Source organism: Sphingomonas aracearum, assembly GCF_003345355.1.
GTDB classification, from domain to species: domain Bacteria; phylum Pseudomonadota; class Alphaproteobacteria; order Sphingomonadales; family Sphingomonadaceae; genus Sphingomonas; species Sphingomonas aracearum.
In genome coordinates, this window is the sequence record NZ_QQNB01000002.1 from 418965 (window position 1) to 434389 (window position 15425).

The window sequence follows — 15425 nt, forward strand, 5'->3', positions numbered from 1 at the left end:
GGTAAAGGCACTTCCATGACCCTCAACCCCGAAATCGCCGCCGTCACCGATCGCGTGATCGAACGCTCGCGCCCCACCCGCGCGGCGTATCTCCAGCTGATCGCCGACCAGCGCGACCGGAACGTCAAGCGCCCGCAACTCGGCTGCGCCAACCTCGCGCACGGATTTGCCGGCACCGACGAGGATCGCGAGACGCTGAAGGCCGGCCAGGCGATCAACATCGGCATCGTCACCGCCTACAACGACATGCTGTCGGCGCACGCGACCTATTACCGCTATCCCGAACAGATGAAGGTCTGGGCGCGCGAAGCCGGCGCCACGGCGCAGGTGGCCGGCGGCGTGCCGGCCATGTGCGACGGCGTCACGCAAGGCTATGCCGGCATGGAGCTGTCCCTTTTCAGCCGCGACACCATCGCGCTGTCCACCGCCGTCTCGCTCAGCCACAACATGTTCGAGGCCGCCGCGCTGCTCGGCATCTGCGACAAGATCGTGCCGGGGCTCCTCATGGGCGCGCTCCGCTTCGGCCACCTGCCGACGATCTTCATTCCCGGCGGCCCGATGCGCTCCGGCATCGCCAACAAGGCCAAGGCGCAGGTCCGCGAGGCCTATGCCGAGGGCAAGGCGACGCGCGAGGAACTGCTCGACTCCGAAATCGCCGCCTATCACGGCAAGGGCACCTGCACCTTCTACGGCACCGCCAACTCCAACCAGATGATGATGGAGATGATGGGCCTGCACGTGCCCGGCGCCGCCTTCGCCAATCCCGGCACGAAGCTGCGCCAGGAGCTGACCCGCGCCGCCGTGCACCAGCTGGCGCGGATCGGCTGGAACGGCGACGATTACCGCCCGCTCGGCCTGTGCGTGGACGAGAAGGCGGTGGTCAACGCCGCCATTGGCCTGCTGGCGACCGGCGGCTCGACCAACCACCTGATCCACCTGCCCGCCATGGCGGCGTGCGCGGGCATCGTCATCGACTGGGAGGATTTCGACCGCCTTTCCCGCACGGTGCCGCTGGTCGCGAGGGTCTATCCCAACGGCAATGCCGACGTGAACCAGTTCGAGGATGCCGGCGGCACGCCCTATGTGGTGCGCGAGCTGCTGTCCGCCGGGCTGCTCCACCGGGACATCCTGACGGTCGCCGGCGGCGATCTCGCCGATTATGGCCGCAAGCCGCAGGTCGATGACGCCGGCACGCTTTCCTGGGTCGATCCGGGCGCCAGCGGCGACGACGCCATCCTGCGTCCCGCCGCGGCGCCCTTCTCGCCGGAGGGCGGCTTCCGCATCCTCACCGGCAATATCGGCCGCGCCTGCATCAAGGTCTCGGCGGTGGAGCGCGACCGCTGGGTGATCGAGGCGCCCGCGCGCGTGTTCACCGATCAGCAGGCGGTGCTCGACGCGTTCAAGGCCGGCGAGCTCGATCGCGACGTGGTGGTGGTCGTCCGCTTCCAGGGTCCGCGCGCCAACGGCATGCCGGAGCTGCACAAGCTCACCCCGCCGCTCGGCGTGCTCCAGAACCGAGGGCACCGCGTCGCGCTGGTCACCGACGGGCGCATGTCGGGGGCCAGCGGCAAGGTGCCGTGCGCGATCCACCTGAGCCCCGAGGCGCTGGGCGGCGGGCCGATCGGCCGGTTACGCGACGGCGATGTGGTGCGCCTGGATGCCGAGGCCGGCACGCTGGACGCGCTGGTCGATGCAGGCGAATGGGACGCACGCGATCTCGCCCCCGCCCCGCCGCCCGAACAGGGCACGGGTCGCGAGCTGTTCGCGCTGCTGCGGCAGGACGCGACCGAGGCCGAGCGCGGCGCCTCCGCCGTTCTCGCCGCAATGGGCTGGTAAGGAGAGAAAGAATGGAAGTCGTCGCGGTCGATATCGGAGGCACCCACGCGCGCTTCGCCATCGCCGAGGTGGAAGGCGGCCGCGTGCAGGCGCTGCACCCCGAGGTGACGCTGAAGACCGCCGAACATGCCAGCCTGCAACTCGCCTGGCAGGCGTTCGGCGAGACGCTGGACCGGCCAATGCCCAAGGCGGCGGCGATCGCCGTCGCGTCGCCGATCGGTGGCGACGTCATCAAGCTGACCAACAATCCGTGGATCATCCGTCCCGCGCTGATCCCCGAACGGCTGGGGGCGGAGACGTGGACGCTGGTCAACGATTTCGGCGCGATCGGCCATGCCGTGGCGCAGGCGCCCGACAGCGAGTTCCAGCACATCTGCGGCCCCGACCGGCCGTTCGCCGACAAGGGGGTGCTCACCATCTGCGGCCCCGGCACCGGGCTGGGCGTGGCGCAGGTGCTGCGCGCGCGCGACGGCTACCATGTGCTGGAAACGGAGGGCGGGCACACCGATTTCGCGCCCCTCGACACGGTGGAGGACCGCATCGTCAAGCGCCTGCGCCACACCTACACCCGCGTCTCCGCCGAGCGCGTGGTCGCCGGCCCGGGCATCCAGTCGATCTATGAGACGCTGGCCGAGATCGAGGGCCAGCCCGTCCACCGGCTGGACGACAAGGCGATCTGGACGCGCGCGTTCGAGGGCACGGACAGCCTGGCCATCGCCGCGCTCGACCGCTTCGTGCTGAGCCTCGGCGCGGTGGCCGGCGACCTGGCGCTCGCCCACGGCGCCAAGGGCGTGGTGATCGCCGGCGGGCTTGGCCTCCGGCTCAAGGACCATTACGACCGCTCCGGCTTCGCCCAGCGCTTCACCGCCAAGGGCCGTTTCCAGTCGATGATGGCCAACATCCCGGTCAAGCTCATCACCCATCCCCAGCCCGGCCTGTTCGGCGCCGCGGCCGCCTTTGCCCAGGAGCATGCACGATGAACGGTGTCGACAAGGTGATGCTGGCCGCCCCCGTGATCCCGGTGATCGTGGTGGAGGACGCCGCCACCGCGCGGCCGCTGGCCGAGGCGCTGGTGGCGGGCGGGCTCACCGCGCTGGAGGTGACGATGCGCACCCCCGCCGCGCTCGACGCGATCCGCGAGATGAAGAAGGTGCCCGGCGCCATCGTCGGCGCGGGCACGGTGGTGAACACCGACCAGTTCGAGCAGGTGATGGAGGCGGGCGCCGAGTTCATCGTCTCGCCGGGCCTCTCCGAGCGGCTGGCCAAGCGCATCGTCGACAGCGGCGTGCCCTATCTGCCCGGCGTGGCGAATGCCGGCGACATCATGCGCGGCCTCGACCTCGGCCTTACCCACTTCAAGTTCTTTCCGGCCGAAACGTCGGGCGGCCTCAAGGCGCTGAAGGCGCTCGCCGCGCCCTTCTACCAGTGCAAGTTCTGCCCCACCGGCGGCATCACCGAAGCGAACGCGCCCGACTGGCTCGCCTTCGACAAGGTGCTGTGCGTCGGCGGCAGCTGGGTGACCGCCGGCACCATGGCGGAAGTCGAGGCAAAGGCCCGCGCCGCGTCCGCTCTGCGCGGCTGACGCCCGAGGGGCACTCGCCCCGCCCCGCGCCTTTGCGCACCCTTCTTCCGTTCCCCGGCGGAGGCCGGGGCCCAGTTGGGATGGCCGGAGTATAGCGCGCGAACCCCCACCCCCCCGCCCCCACCTGGACCCCGGCCTCCGCCGGGGAACAAGAAGCTTGACAACACGAACCCATATGGCTATACGCCGCAGCAGTTCAGAACCGCGGTAAGGGCCTGCGGCGGGTTTGAGCGAAAGCAGCCGGTGGTGGTGCCGTCACAAGCACCATGCCCGGCGATCGACCGGCGCGGAGCCATCCGGGACTAAAGTCGGATGTCCGTTCATCAGGGTCGGGGAAGGTTTGAAGACGTCCGGAGGGCGAGAGGAACCGGTGACAGCGGTTCAACTCAATCTCCATGCCAGAGCCGGTGCGGCAGAGTACCGGGGGCGTCGCCGATACCCGGCAGACACAAGAAGTCTCGACGCTTCGTAGTGTAGCGAGTGTCTCAAAAGTCGTCGAGCCCCGGGTGCAAAACCGTGGCTAGGACGCGCCGGTCGATCCCTTTCCCTCGTGCTCACGGGCCGCGTACACGCGCGCCCGCTATTCCTGTTTATCCTCCCCGCCCCGCGGGGAGGGGGACCAGCCGCAAGGCTGGTGGAGGGGCGCCTCCACAAGCGACCGCCCTCGTCGTTCCCGATCCTCCCCGCTCCGCGGGGAGGGGGACCAGCCGCAGGCTGGTGGAGGGGCGTCCCCGCAAGCGACCGCCTTCCCTCGTCCCCGCAACGGCAGCCCTCCAAAGCCCCCACCCCCACGCGTCAGCCACACCGCCGTCCCACGACGATCCCCGCCCCCGCAGCGACGGCGTCCGTGCAGCTACATCTCCCCGCGCGAGCGACGGATGGCGTACCATTTCTGCACGTTGGCATTGTGCTCGGCCAGCGTGTTGGCGAACACGTGCCTGCCGGTGCCGTCGGCCACGAAATACAGCGCCTTGCTCGGCGCCGGATCGAGCACCGCATCGATGCTGGCGCGCCCCGGATTGGCGATCGGGCCGACCGGCAGCCCGGCCGACGCATAGGTGTTGTACCCGTTCTTCGCGTGCAGCTCCGACTGGCGGATGCGGCGGCCGAGCGGGCGCCCCCTGGTGATCGGGTAGATCACCGTGGGATCGGCCTGGAGCGGGATGCCCTGGCGCAGGCGGTTGCCGTAGACCGCGGCCACCGTGCGCCGCTCGGACGGCTTGCCCGTCTCCTTCTCGACGATGGAGGCGAGCACCAGCGCCTGTTCCGGCGTCTTCACGGCGATGTTCGGCTTGCGGCTGGCCCAGGCCTTGGCGAGATAGGTCTGCATCGCCTTCTGCATCCGCGCCAGCACCGCCTGGCGGCTGTCGCCACGCCCGTAGGAATAGCTGTCGGGCAGCACCGAGCCCTCGCGCGGCGCCTCGACCCGGCCGGTCAGCTCCGGTGCCTTGTTGATCGCGTCCGCCACCATCACCGAAGGCCAGCCCTCCGGCACGGTGACCAGCCGCTGCAGCGTCTTGCCGCTTTCCAGCAGGTCCAGGATCTCGGACGCGCTGGCATGGGCCGGAATCTCATACTCGCCGGCCTTGATCCCCTTGCCGCCGCCCAGAAAGCGCGAGAACCAGCGGAACTGGCGCGACGAGCGGATCGCGCCGGCCCGCTCCAGCTGGCGGGCGGCACCCACGGTGCCCGTGCCCGGCGCGATGGAGATGGTGGTCGGGCGCTCCAGCGGCCCTGCCCCCTGCCACCCGCGCAGCCCGACAAAGGCCGCCACCGCCAGAGCGATCACGATCAGCAGACCGAAACAACCGAGCTTGCGCATCCTCAATCACCACCCCGGCAACACGCCGGCCTCCAGGATCGGACCGACGGCAACTGCACCCCGGCGTACCGGGACGGACTTCCTCAGATCGCCCGCATGACCAAGCTGGCGTTGGTGCCGCCGAAACCGAACGAATTGTTCAGCACCGCCTTCACCTTCCGCTCCTTGGCGACATGCGGCACGAGATCCACGCCCACGCAATTGTCGCTCGGATTGTCGAGGTTCAGCGTTGGCGGCACGATGCCGTCGCGCATCGCCAGGATGCAGAAGATCGATTCCACCGCCCCTGCGCCGCCCAGCAGGTGGCCGATCGCCGACTTGGTGGAGCTCATCGACACGCCCTCCAGCGCGTCGCCGAACAGCCGCCGCACCGCGCCCAGTTCCAGCTCGTCGCCGAGCGGCGTCGAGGTGCCGTGCGCGTTGATATAGTCGATGTCGGAAAGGGCGAGGCCGGACTTGCGCACCGCCATTTCCATCGACCGGAACGCGCCCGAGCCTTCGGGATGCGGCGCGGTGACGTGATAGGCATCGCCCGACAGGCCATAGCCGAGCACCTCGGCATAGATCTTGGCGCCGCGCGCCTTGGCCCGCTCATATTCCTCCAGCACCAGCACGCCGGCGCCCTCGCCCATGACGAAGCCGTCGCGGTCCTTGTCCCACGGCCGGCTGGCGCGCGTCGGATCGTCGCGAAAGCCGGTGGACAGCGCGCGCGCCTGGCCGAAGCCGGCAATGCCGATCGGGCACACGGTGCTTTCCGCGCCGCCCGCCAGCATCACGTCGGCATCGTCCATCGCGATCATGCGCGCGGCATCGCCGATCGAGTGCGCGCCCGTCGAGCAGGCGGTGACGACAGCGTGGTTCGGGCCCATCAGGCCGTATTTGATCGAAACCTGGCCGGAGATGAGGTTGATGAGGCGGCCGTGGACGAAGTGCGGAGAAACCCGCTTCGGCCCCTTGGCCGCGAGCACCAGCGATTCGCTCTCGATGCCCGGCAGCCCGCCGATGCCCGAGCCGATCGAGCAGCCGGCGCGAAACCGCTCTTCCTCGCTCATGTCGGTCAGGCCGGCATCTTCCAGCGCCTGCCCGGCGGCATCGATGCCGTAGACGATGAAGGGATCGACCTGGCGCTGGATCTTGTGATCCACCCGCTTGTTCGCGTCGAAGCCCCATTCATGGTCGGGGGCCTTCACCTCGCAGGCATAATTGCTCTGGAAATCGGTGGCGTCGAACCGGGTGATGGTGGCCGCGCCGGATTTGGACGCGATGATGTTCTTCCACGCGGTCTCCACATCCGCCCCGACGGGGGTGACAAGACCAAGACCGGTTACCACGACACGACGCATCGCGCTCTCCACTTCACTTCCAAAACGAAACGGCTCCCGGCCCCTGGATGCCCTGGGACGGGAGCCGCTTTTCTGTCTCTTGCCCCCGCGCCAACCGCGCGGGGTCGGCGGATCAGGCCGTGTGCTCGTCGATATAGGTGATCGCGTCCTTCACGGTCGTGATCTTCTCGGCGGCATCGTCCGGGATTTCCACGCCGAACTCTTCCTCGAACGCCATCACCAGCTCGACGATGTCGAGGCTGTCCGCGCCCAGGTCGTCGATGAACACGGCGTTCTCGGTCACCTTTGCCGGTTCGACACCGAGGTGCTCCACGACGATCTTCTTCACGCGCTCTGCGGTGTCGCTCATGCTTTATGTCCCTCTAGCATTAGGGTGTTGTCTGTTTGTTGGCTCCCGCACCTAGAGCGGCCCCGCGGGCCTTGCAAGGGGCGGCAAGCATGGGTTCAGATCATCGCCATTCCGCCGTTCACATGCAAGGTCTGTCCGGTGACATAGCCGGCTTCCCTGCTGGCGAGGTAGACGACGGCCGCGCCGATATCCTCGCCCGTGCCCAGATCGCCTGCCGGAATCTTCGTCAACAGCGCGGATTTCTGCGCTTCGGGCAGCACATCGGTCATGGCCGAGCGGATAAAGCCGGGGGCAACGCAGTTCACCGTGATGTTGCGGCTGGCCAGCTCCTGCGCCAGCGCCTTGGACATGCCGACCAGCCCGGCCTTCGACGCGGCATAGTTCGCCTGCCCCGGATTGCCCGTCTGCCCGACCACGGAAGTGATGGAGATCACCCGGCCGAACCGCTGCTTCATCATCGGCTTGGCCGCCGCGCGCACGAGGCGGAACGCAGCTTCCAGGTTGACCGAGAGCACCTGGCTCCATTCCTCGTCCTTCATCCGCATGGCGAGATTGTCGCGCGTCACGCCCGCATTGTTGACGAGGATGTCGAGCCGCCCGCCCAGCGCCTCCACGGCGGCCGGCACCAGGCCGTCCACCGACGCCGGGTCGGCAAGGTTCGCCGCCACCGCGACATGCTCCCCGCCAAGCTCGCCGCGAAACGCGTTTAGCTTGTCCAAGTTGGAGCCGGACAAGGCAAGCCGCGCCCCCTGCGCCGCCAGCGACCGCGCGATGGCGGACCCGATGCCACCCGAAGCGCCGGTGACGAGGGCGGTCATTCCTGTGAGATCGAACATCATAAAGCCTTTTGTCATCCCGGCGGAGGCCGGGATCCACCGCGACGCAAGCGCAGGTGGAGAGATGGACCCCGGCCTTCGCCGGGGTGACGGGAAAGTTGAAAGGTCAGAGCGTCTTCAGCAAAGCCTCGATGTCGTCCATCGTCACCACGCTGGCCGCCTCCACGTCCGGGGCGATGCGCTTGACCATCGGGGCGAGCACTTTGCCGCCGAACTCCACGAACCGCTCCACGCCCGCTTGCCTCATCGCCAGCACCGATTCGCGCCAGCGCACCATGCCTGTCACCTGCGCCACCAGCGACGGGCGAATCTGGCCGGGATCGCTGATCGCCGCGGCATCGACATTGTTGTACAGCGGCACCAGCGGCGCGGAGATCGCCGACTCCGCCAGCGCGTTCTCCATCGCGGTCGCCGCATCCTCCATCAGCGCGCAGTGGAACGGGGCGGAAACCGGCAGCAGCAGCGCGCGCTTGGCGCCCATCTCCTTGGCCAGCGCCACCGCGCGCTCGATCGCGTCGCGGTGGCCGGAGATGACCACCTGCGAGGGATCATTGTCGTTGGCGACCGTGCAGATCCGCTGCTCGCCGCGCTCCGCCAGGATGCTGTCGGCCGCCGCCCCGGCGATCGCCTGCGCCTTTTCGAGATCGACGCCGAGCAGCGCCGCCATCGCCCCCTCGCCCACCGGCACCGCCGCCTGCATCGCCTGGCCGCGCAGTTTCAGCAGCCGCGCGGTTGTCGCGAGATCGGACGCCCCCGCCGCGCACAGCGCCGTATATTCGCCCAGCGAATGGCCCGCGACGAAGTCCGCCTTCTCGGCCAGCTTCACGCCGCCCTCCCGCTCCAGCACGCGCAGGGTGGCGATGGCATTGGCCATGATCGCCGGCTGTGCATTCTCGGTCAGCGTCAGCTCGTCCGCCGGCCCTTCCGTCATCAGCCGGAACAGCGACTGGCCGAGCGCGTCGTCGACTTCCTCGAACACCGCGCGGGCATGCGGGCTCGCCTCGGCAAGCGCCCGGCCCATGCCGACGGTCTGGCTGCCCTGGCCCGGGAAGATGAAAGCGCGCATCGTGCCTCTCCTTTTTTCACAGGCTCGCGGCCTTATGAAGCGGGCCGAACAAGGGCAAGCCTGAACACCGGTTCAGTTCCGCGGCGATCCTGCGACAAACTGCGACCATTCCGCCCCCGGTGTGCGATAGGCCTGATACACGCAGGCACCAGATTATCCCTCGACGCCGATGATGGCGCCACGATCCATCGAGGGAGTTGTCACCATGAAGAAGGTCATCCTGGGCACCGTTGCCGCCGCCATCCTCGCCGCGCCGCTTGCCGCGGTTCCCGCACAGGCGCAGAGCTATCGCCATACCGAGGTGGTCCGCCAGGGCCCGCACCGCACCGTGATCGTGCAGCGCGATCGTCGCCCGGCCTATCTCAACGACTGGCGCCGCGGCCAGCGGTTCGATTATCGCCAGGCCCGCAACTACCGCGTGATCAACGATTATCGCCGCTACAACCTGCGCACCCCGCCGCGCGGCTACCATTATGTCCGCTCGGGCAACGACGCGGTGCTGGTCGCGCTGACCAGCGGCATCATCGGCGCGGTGATCGGCAACGCCATCCGGTAAGGGGGCGGTCCGCCAAGCCTTGCCTTTTGCGGGGAAATCCGTAGAGCAGCCAGCAACCGGGCGCGGGGACCAGTTCCTCGCGCCTTTGGTTGTTGAAAGAGACGACAGCCGGAGGGGCATGGCACGGGGCCATGTCAGCGATCGGCCAACACGAAGGACGACACATGGCTCTGTACGAGCACGTGTTCCTTGCGCGCCAGGATCTGGCACAGGCGCAGGTGGACGCGCTGGCGGAAACCGCCACCAAGATCATCCAGGACAACAAGGGCCGGGTGACCAAGACCGAGAATTGGGGCCTGCGCTCTCTCGCCTATCGCATCGCGAAGAACCGCAAGGCGCATTACGTGATGCTCGAGATCGACGCGCCGGCGGGCGTGGTCGCCGAGCTGGAGCGCCAGACGCAGATCAACGAGGACGTGATCCGCTACATGACCGTCAAGGTCGAGGAGCTGGAGGAAGGCCCCTCGGCGATGATGCGCAAGAACGAGCGCGATCGCGAGCGTCGTGCCGACCGCGAAGGCGGCCGGGGCGAGGGTCGGGGCGGCGAAGGCCGTGGCGATCGTCCGGACCGTGGTCCGCGTCGCGAGCGTGAAGAGGAGATCGCGTAATGGCTCGTCCGTTTTTCCGCCGTCGCAAGTCGTGCCCGTTCAGCGCCAAGGATGCGCCCCGGATCGACTACAAGGACGTGCGCCTGCTGCAGGGCTTCGTGTCCGAGCGTGGCAAGATCGTGCCGTCGCGCATCACCTCGGTGAGCGCAAAGAAACAGCGTGAGCTCGCCACGGCGATCAAGCGCGCCCGCCACCTGGGCCTGCTGCCCTACGTCGTGAAGTAAGGAGCAACCCAGATGGATGTTATTCTGCTGGAGCGCGTCGAGAAGCTCGGCCAGATCGGCGATGTGGTGAAGGTGAAGGACGGCTTTGCCCGTAACTTCCTTCTCCCGCGCAAGAAGGCCCTTCGTGCGAACGAAGCCAACAAGAAGGTGTTCGAGGCGAACCGCGAGCGGATCGTCGCCGAGAACGGCCAGCGTCGCGAGGCCGCGCAGGTCGAGGCCAAGTCGATCGAGGGCACCACGATCACCCTGATCCGCCAGGCGTCGAACACCGGCCAGCTCTACGGCTCGGTTGCGGTTCGCGACCTGGTCGAGGCGCTGGAAGCCGACGGCCACAAGATCGCCAAGTCGGCGATCGTGCTCGACAAGCCGATCAAGGCGATCGGCCTGTACGAGGTGAAGGTCGCCCTGCACGCCGAGGTTGCGGTGACCGTCAAGGTCAACGTCGCCCGCTCGCCGGAAGAGGCCGACATGCAGGCGCAGGGCGTCGACGTGATGGCCCAGATGTTCGAGCGCGACGAGGCCGGCTTCACCGAGGAGTACGATCCCAACGCCGAGCCGGGCGCCACTGCCGAGACGCAGGGCGAAGAGGAGCAGGCGCAGGGCTGATCGCCCGCGCCGCCTCGGCCAACAGAAAAGGCCGCCGGGATCGCTCCCGGCGGCCTTTTTCTTGTTCGCGCCCGTCGGTTCAGGGGCAGGCGACGCAGGCGCCGACCACTGCCGCCAGCGGGATCAGGGCGAGAAAGACGGGCACGATCTTGTTCATGGCAATACTCGAGTAAGCATCGTTCGCTCGCTACAAAGCGCGACTCGCCAAATGTTTCCCGCAGGTGAACGATCCTGCGGCTCTCTGGCCCTCGCATAGCCAGCCCGATCCCCATGTTTCCATGGCATGCCCCCAGCCGAGGCGGGACTATAGCGTGTACGCGCGCAGCCCCTTTCCATCGTCCTTGCGGCCGGCGGGCGAAAGCTCGAGTGCACGGCCTGTCGCCTTCAAGCCGCCCGTCAGGGAGAACATGACCACCTTGAACTGCCCACTTTCCAACGGGATCGCGAACCCGAGCACCCCACCGATCTCCAGCGAACTGATGATGGAGTCACTTGGCGGAATGCTGGGAAGCTTGCGCTCGCTCACCTTTACACAGCGGAGATTAGCGCAAAGGCGCCCGCGGGGCTGTTCGGCAGTGGCCACCGAGCAGTCGCTCGCACCCGGCGAGAACTCGCTTCGCCGAGGCGGGCACAAGGGAACAACGCGCCGCACCGATCGTCCCCCGATCAGGCCAAGCCTTTGACAAACGGGACGGACAGGATGCGCATCCACCACCTGAACTGCGGCACGGACTGTCCGCTCGGCGGCGCGTTGTTCGACGGGCGCAGCGTGGGGCCGCTCGGCCGGATCGTCTGCCACTGCCTCCTGATAGAGACGGATGCCCATGGGCTGGTGCTGGTCGACACCGGCTATGGCCTGCGCGACGTGGCGCATCCGCACCGTCATCCCGAGCCGCGCATCACCCTGCCCTGGCGGCTGATGCTCAACATCCGCCTGCGCGAAAGCGAAACGGCGATCCGCCAGATCGAGGCGCTCGGCTTCCGCGCCGCCGACGTGCGCCACATCGTGACCACGCATCTCGACTTCGACCATGCCGGCGGGCTGGAGGACTTTCCCGGCGCCACCGTGCACGTGATGCAGCGCGAATATGACGATGCCACCGGCCCGCGCGCCGGCATCGTCGCGCGCAACCGCTGGCGCACGCGGCAGCTGAACGACGTGACGAACTGGCGCCGCTATGGCGCGCGCGGCGAGCCCTGGTTCGGCTTCGACGCGGTGCGCGATCTGGACGGGCTGCCGCCCGAGATCCTGATGGTGCCGCTGCCCGGCCACACCTGGGGCCATGCCGGCGTCGCCGTCCGCCGCGACGACGGCCGCTGGCTGCTGCATGCCGGCGACGCCTATTTCTACCGCGGCGAGATGCGGTCGGCGCGGCGCACGTGCACGCCGGGCCTGCGCGCCTATCAGCGGCTGATGGAGGTGGATGCCACCAGCCGGCTGTCCAATCAGCAGCGGCTGCGCGCACTCTCGGTGGAGCGGCGCGACACGGTGACCGTCACCTGCACCCACGATCCCGTCGAGCTGGAGGCGTGCCGCGCCGGCACCCCGCTCTGACGCGGGTCACTTCCGCCCAAACAGCTTCTCGATGTCGCCATGCGCCAGCTTCACCCAGGTCGGCCGGCCATGGTTGCACTGGCCGGAATGCGGCGTGACCTCCATCTCGCGTAGCAGCGCGTTCATCTCCGCCACCGACAGCACCCGCCCCGCCCGCACGGAGCCATGGCAGGCCATGGTCGCGGCGACATGGTCCAGCCGCTCCTTCAGGCTGAGCGCCTCGTCGAAGGCGGCGAGTTCGTCGGCCAGATCGCCGACCAGTCCCTTGACGTCGCTCTGGCCGAGCGGCGCGGGAACGGCGCGCACCAGCATCGCGCGCGGCCCGAACCGCTCCAGCTCCAGCCCCAGTTCGCCGAGCTCGCCCGCGCGCGCCTCCAGCCGGTCGCAGCCGGGCTCGTCCAGCTCCACCACTTCCGGCAGCAGCAGAGCCTGCGCAGCGACGCCGCCGCCGGCCACCGCCCGGCGCATCCGCTCCAGCACCAGCCGTTCGTGCGCGGCGTGCTGATCCACCAGCACCAGCCCGTCCTCCGCCTCCGCGACGATATACGTCTTGGCGACCTGTCCGCGCGCCACGCCGAGCGGGAAGCGCGTGGTTTCCGGCGGCCGCGCCCAGGCCGGCTCGGCGCGACCCTGGGGCAAGGCGAAGGCCGCCCGGCGATCCTGTACCTCCGCCGTTGCAACGTCCGTCGAGGGCCAACCGGCTGAGGCCGGCGCCAAGGACGAGGCCGGGCGGCGCCCGGCCGGCGCGAGGAGGTCGGCCTGCTCCGGCCAGGGCGCCACCGGCTCGGCCTGCCAGGCGGCCATCGCCTCTTCCGCCGGCCGCTGCACCGCACGGTGCCCCGCCTCGTCCAGCGCGCGGCGCAGGCCGGAGACGATCATCCCGCGCACCAGCGAGGGCTCGCGAAAGCGGACCTCCGTCTTGGCGGGATGCACGTTCACGTCCACCTCGCTCGCCGGAACGTCGAGAAACAGCGCCACCACCGCGTGCCGGTCGCGCGCGAGCAGCTCGGCATAGGCGCCACGGATCGCGCCGGCGAGCAGCCGGTCCTTCACCGGGCGCCGGTTGACGAACAGATATTGATGGTCGGCGATGCCGCGGTTGAAGGTCGGCACGCCGGCGATCCCGCCCAGCCGGAACCCCTCGCGCTCCAGGTCGATGGCGATGCCGTTCTCCGCCAGCCCGCGATCGGTCAGCGCCGCGACTCGCGCCGGCAGCGGCTCGTCGGCGGCGGTGGAGAGGATGCGGCGGCCGTCATGCTCCAGGCTGAAGGCGATCTCCGGCCGCGCCATCGCCAGCCGCCGCACGGCATCCAGGCAGGCGGCATATTCAGCGCGAGGGCTGCGCAGGAACTTGCGCCGCGCCGGCACGCGCTCGAACAGTGCTTCCACGCGCACCCGCGTTCCCGGCGGCAATCCCGCCGGCCCCTCGGCCAGCAGCGCGCCGTTGTCGACACTTCGACTCCACCCTTCCGCGCCGCGCACCCGGCTCTCCAGCGTCAGCCGCGCGACGCTGGCGATGGAGGGCAACGCTTCGCCGCGAAAACCGAGCGTCGTGACCGATTCGATCGCCTCGTCGGGCAGCTTGGAGGTGGCATGCCGCTCCAGCGCGAGCGCCATGTCGGCCGGGCCCATGCCGCAGCCGTCGTCCACCACCTCGATCGCCTCGATCCCGCCGCCGGCAAGGCGTACGGCGATGCGCGTGGCGCCCGCGTCCACCGCATTCTCGACCAGTTCCTTCAGCGCGCTCGCCGGCCGCTCCACCACTTCTCCGGCGGCGATGCGATTGACCAGATGCGAGGGCAGGCGCCGTATTGACATGGGTGAGCCTCTAGCCCAAGCGACGGCATCCCGCGACCCGCGAAGTGACCGGCCACCGGAGCGTCCCCCCGCCCCGACTGATCCGGCATAACGGTCGCGAGACCGGTCGTGGCGCTGATGCCGCCCTCCCCTTCGGGCGGTTCGAATACGGAAACAGTGATGCCCCTTTCCAATCTCTTCCGCTTCATGTCGCATGACATGGCCATCGATCTCGGCACGGCGAATACCGTGGTCTATGTGCGCGGGCGCGGCATCGTGCTCAACGAGCCATCGGTGGTCGCGATCGAGACGCTGAACGGCCAGAAGAAGGTGCGCGCGGTTGGCGACGACGCCAAGCTGATGATGGGCAAGACGCCCGACACGATCCAGGCGATCCGCCCCTTGCGCGACGGCGTGATCGCCGACATCGACGTGGCCGAGGACATGATCCGCCACTTCATCATGAAGGTGCATGGCGGCAAGAAGCGCGCGTTCCGCGGCCCGGTGATCGTGATCTGCGTGCCGTCGGGCTCCACCTCCGTCGAACGCCGCGCGATCCGCGACGCCGCCTTCAACGCCGGCGCCAGCCAGGTGTGGCTGATCGAGGAGCCGATGGCCGCCGCGATCGGCGCCGACATGCCCGTCACCGAGCCGATCGGCTCCATGGTGGTGGATATCGGCGGCGGCACCACCGAAGTCGCCGTGCTCTCCCTGCGCGGCCTCGCCTACACCACCTCGGTGCGCGTGGGCGGCGACAAGATGGACGAGGCGATCGTCAGCTACGTTCGCCGCAACCACAACCTGCTGATCGGCGATGCCACGGCGGAGCGGATCAAGCAGGAAGTGGGCGTCGCCAAGCCGCCGCTCGACGGCATCGGCCAGACGATCCACATCAAGGGCCGCGACCTGGTGAACGGCGTGCCCAAGGAAATCACGATCAACCAGGGCCAGATCGCCGAAGCGCTGTCGGAGCCGGTCGGCACCATCGTCGAGGGCGTGCGCATCGCGCTGGAGAACACCGCGCCGGAACTGGCCGCCGACATCGTCGACCAGGGCATCGTGCTCACCGGCGGCGGCGCGCTGCTCGGCGGGCTGGACGAGGTGCTGCGCGACGAAACCGGCCTGCCGGTGACGGTGGCGGACGATCCGCTGACCTGCGTGGCGCTCGGCACCGGCCGCGCGCTGGAGGATCCGGCGTTCCGCGGCGTGCTGCACAGCGCGTGACGGTTCGGCAGCCCCGCCTCT

The 15425-nt window shown here is 69.0% G+C and carries 16 protein-coding genes; 9 read left to right on the plus strand and 7 right to left on the minus strand.

All coding sequences use genetic code 11. The features are described from left to right. The first annotated feature begins 15 nt into the window (after positions 1-15). The 3 genes from edd to eda are packed head-to-tail and all read left to right on the plus strand — an operon-like array spanning position 16 to position 3418. Positions 16-1836, plus strand: coding sequence for a phosphogluconate dehydratase (edd, locus tag DVW87_RS09170; protein ID WP_114687486.1), 1821 nt, complete (start codon positions 16-18; stop codon positions 1834-1836). An 11-nt stretch (positions 1837-1847) separates the two neighbouring features. Further along, positions 1848-2816: a glucokinase gene (glk, locus tag DVW87_RS09175; protein ID WP_114687487.1), complete on the plus strand. Its 969-nt coding sequence runs from the start codon at positions 1848-1850 to the stop codon at positions 2814-2816. Next, a complete protein-coding gene (eda, locus tag DVW87_RS09180) occupies positions 2813-3418 on the plus strand; it encodes a bifunctional 4-hydroxy-2-oxoglutarate aldolase/2-dehydro-3-deoxy-phosphogluconate aldolase (protein ID WP_114687488.1) in 606 nt (201 codons plus the stop codon). The genes glk and eda overlap by 4 nt, the downstream gene beginning before the upstream one ends. A gap of 853 nt (positions 3419-4271) precedes the next feature. Here the strand turns inward: eda and mltG are convergent. The 5 genes from mltG to fabD all read right to left on the minus strand — a co-directional run bounded on the left by mltG (position 4272) and on the right by fabD (position 8834). After that, positions 4272-5240 (minus strand): endolytic transglycosylase MltG, encoded by a 969-nt coding sequence (gene mltG / locus DVW87_RS09185; RefSeq protein ID WP_114687489.1) that lies wholly within the window; start codon positions 5238-5240, stop codon positions 4272-4274. A gap of 83 nt (positions 5241-5323) precedes the next feature. Continuing rightward, complete coding sequence (gene fabF / locus DVW87_RS09190; protein WP_114688164.1) at positions 5324-6583, minus strand: beta-ketoacyl-ACP synthase II; 1260 nt, start codon at positions 6581-6583, stop codon at positions 5324-5326. Between the two features lie 112 nt (positions 6584-6695). Next, on the minus strand, positions 6696-6932 hold the full coding sequence (locus DVW87_RS09195) for an acyl carrier protein (protein ID WP_114687490.1): 237 nt from the start codon (positions 6930-6932) through the stop codon (positions 6696-6698). Positions 6933-7027: 95 nt separating this feature from the next. Further along, positions 7028-7768, minus strand: coding sequence for a 3-oxoacyl-[acyl-carrier-protein] reductase (fabG, locus tag DVW87_RS09200; protein ID WP_114688165.1), 741 nt, complete (start codon positions 7766-7768; stop codon positions 7028-7030). 106 nt (positions 7769-7874) lie between these two features. Further along, positions 7875-8834, minus strand: coding sequence for an ACP S-malonyltransferase (gene fabD / locus DVW87_RS09205; RefSeq protein ID WP_114687491.1), 960 nt, complete (start codon positions 8832-8834; stop codon positions 7875-7877). Between the two features lie 205 nt (positions 8835-9039). On the opposite strand from fabD, the gene DVW87_RS09210 reads away from it, so the two are divergent. From DVW87_RS09210 to rplI, 4 genes are all read left to right on the plus strand, one after another. Then, positions 9040-9390: an RcnB family protein gene (locus DVW87_RS09210; protein ID WP_114687492.1), complete on the plus strand. Its 351-nt coding sequence runs from the start codon at positions 9040-9042 to the stop codon at positions 9388-9390. Positions 9391-9554: 164 nt separating this feature from the next. Continuing rightward, entirely contained in the window at positions 9555-9998 is a 444-nt protein-coding gene (gene rpsF, locus DVW87_RS09215) for a 30S ribosomal protein S6 (protein ID WP_114687493.1), read from the plus strand. Next, entirely contained in the window at positions 9998-10222 is a 225-nt protein-coding gene (gene rpsR / locus DVW87_RS09220; protein WP_114687494.1) for a 30S ribosomal protein S18, read from the plus strand. Before rpsF ends, rpsR begins: the two co-directional genes overlap by 1 nt. 12 nt (positions 10223-10234) lie before the next feature. Beyond that, on the plus strand, positions 10235-10828 hold the full coding sequence (gene rplI / locus DVW87_RS09225) for a 50S ribosomal protein L9 (protein ID WP_114687495.1): 594 nt from the start codon (positions 10235-10237) through the stop codon (positions 10826-10828). Positions 10829-11132: 304 nt separating this feature from the next. Here rplI and DVW87_RS09230 read toward each other — a convergent pair whose 3' ends face one another. Further along, on the minus strand, positions 11133-11354 hold the full coding sequence (locus tag DVW87_RS09230) for a hypothetical protein (protein ID WP_114687496.1): 222 nt from the start codon (positions 11352-11354) through the stop codon (positions 11133-11135). 174 nt (positions 11355-11528) lie between these two features. On the opposite strand from DVW87_RS09230, the gene DVW87_RS09235 reads away from it, so the two are divergent. Further along, positions 11529-12383, plus strand: coding sequence for an MBL fold metallo-hydrolase (locus DVW87_RS09235; RefSeq protein WP_114687497.1), 855 nt, complete (start codon positions 11529-11531; stop codon positions 12381-12383). A 6-nt stretch (positions 12384-12389) separates the two neighbouring features. Here the strand turns inward: DVW87_RS09235 and mutL are convergent, their stop codons facing one another. Then, positions 12390-14201 carry a DNA mismatch repair endonuclease MutL gene (gene mutL / locus DVW87_RS09240; protein WP_114687498.1) on the minus strand — a complete coding sequence of 604 codons (1812 nt, stop codon included), beginning with the start codon at positions 14199-14201 and terminating at the stop codon, positions 12390-12392. Positions 14202-14360: 159 nt separating this feature from the next. On the opposite strand from mutL, the gene DVW87_RS09245 reads away from it, so the two are divergent. Then, complete coding sequence (locus DVW87_RS09245; protein WP_114687499.1) at positions 14361-15404, plus strand: rod shape-determining protein; 1044 nt, start codon at positions 14361-14363, stop codon at positions 15402-15404. Positions 15405-15425: the final 21 nt, after the last annotated feature.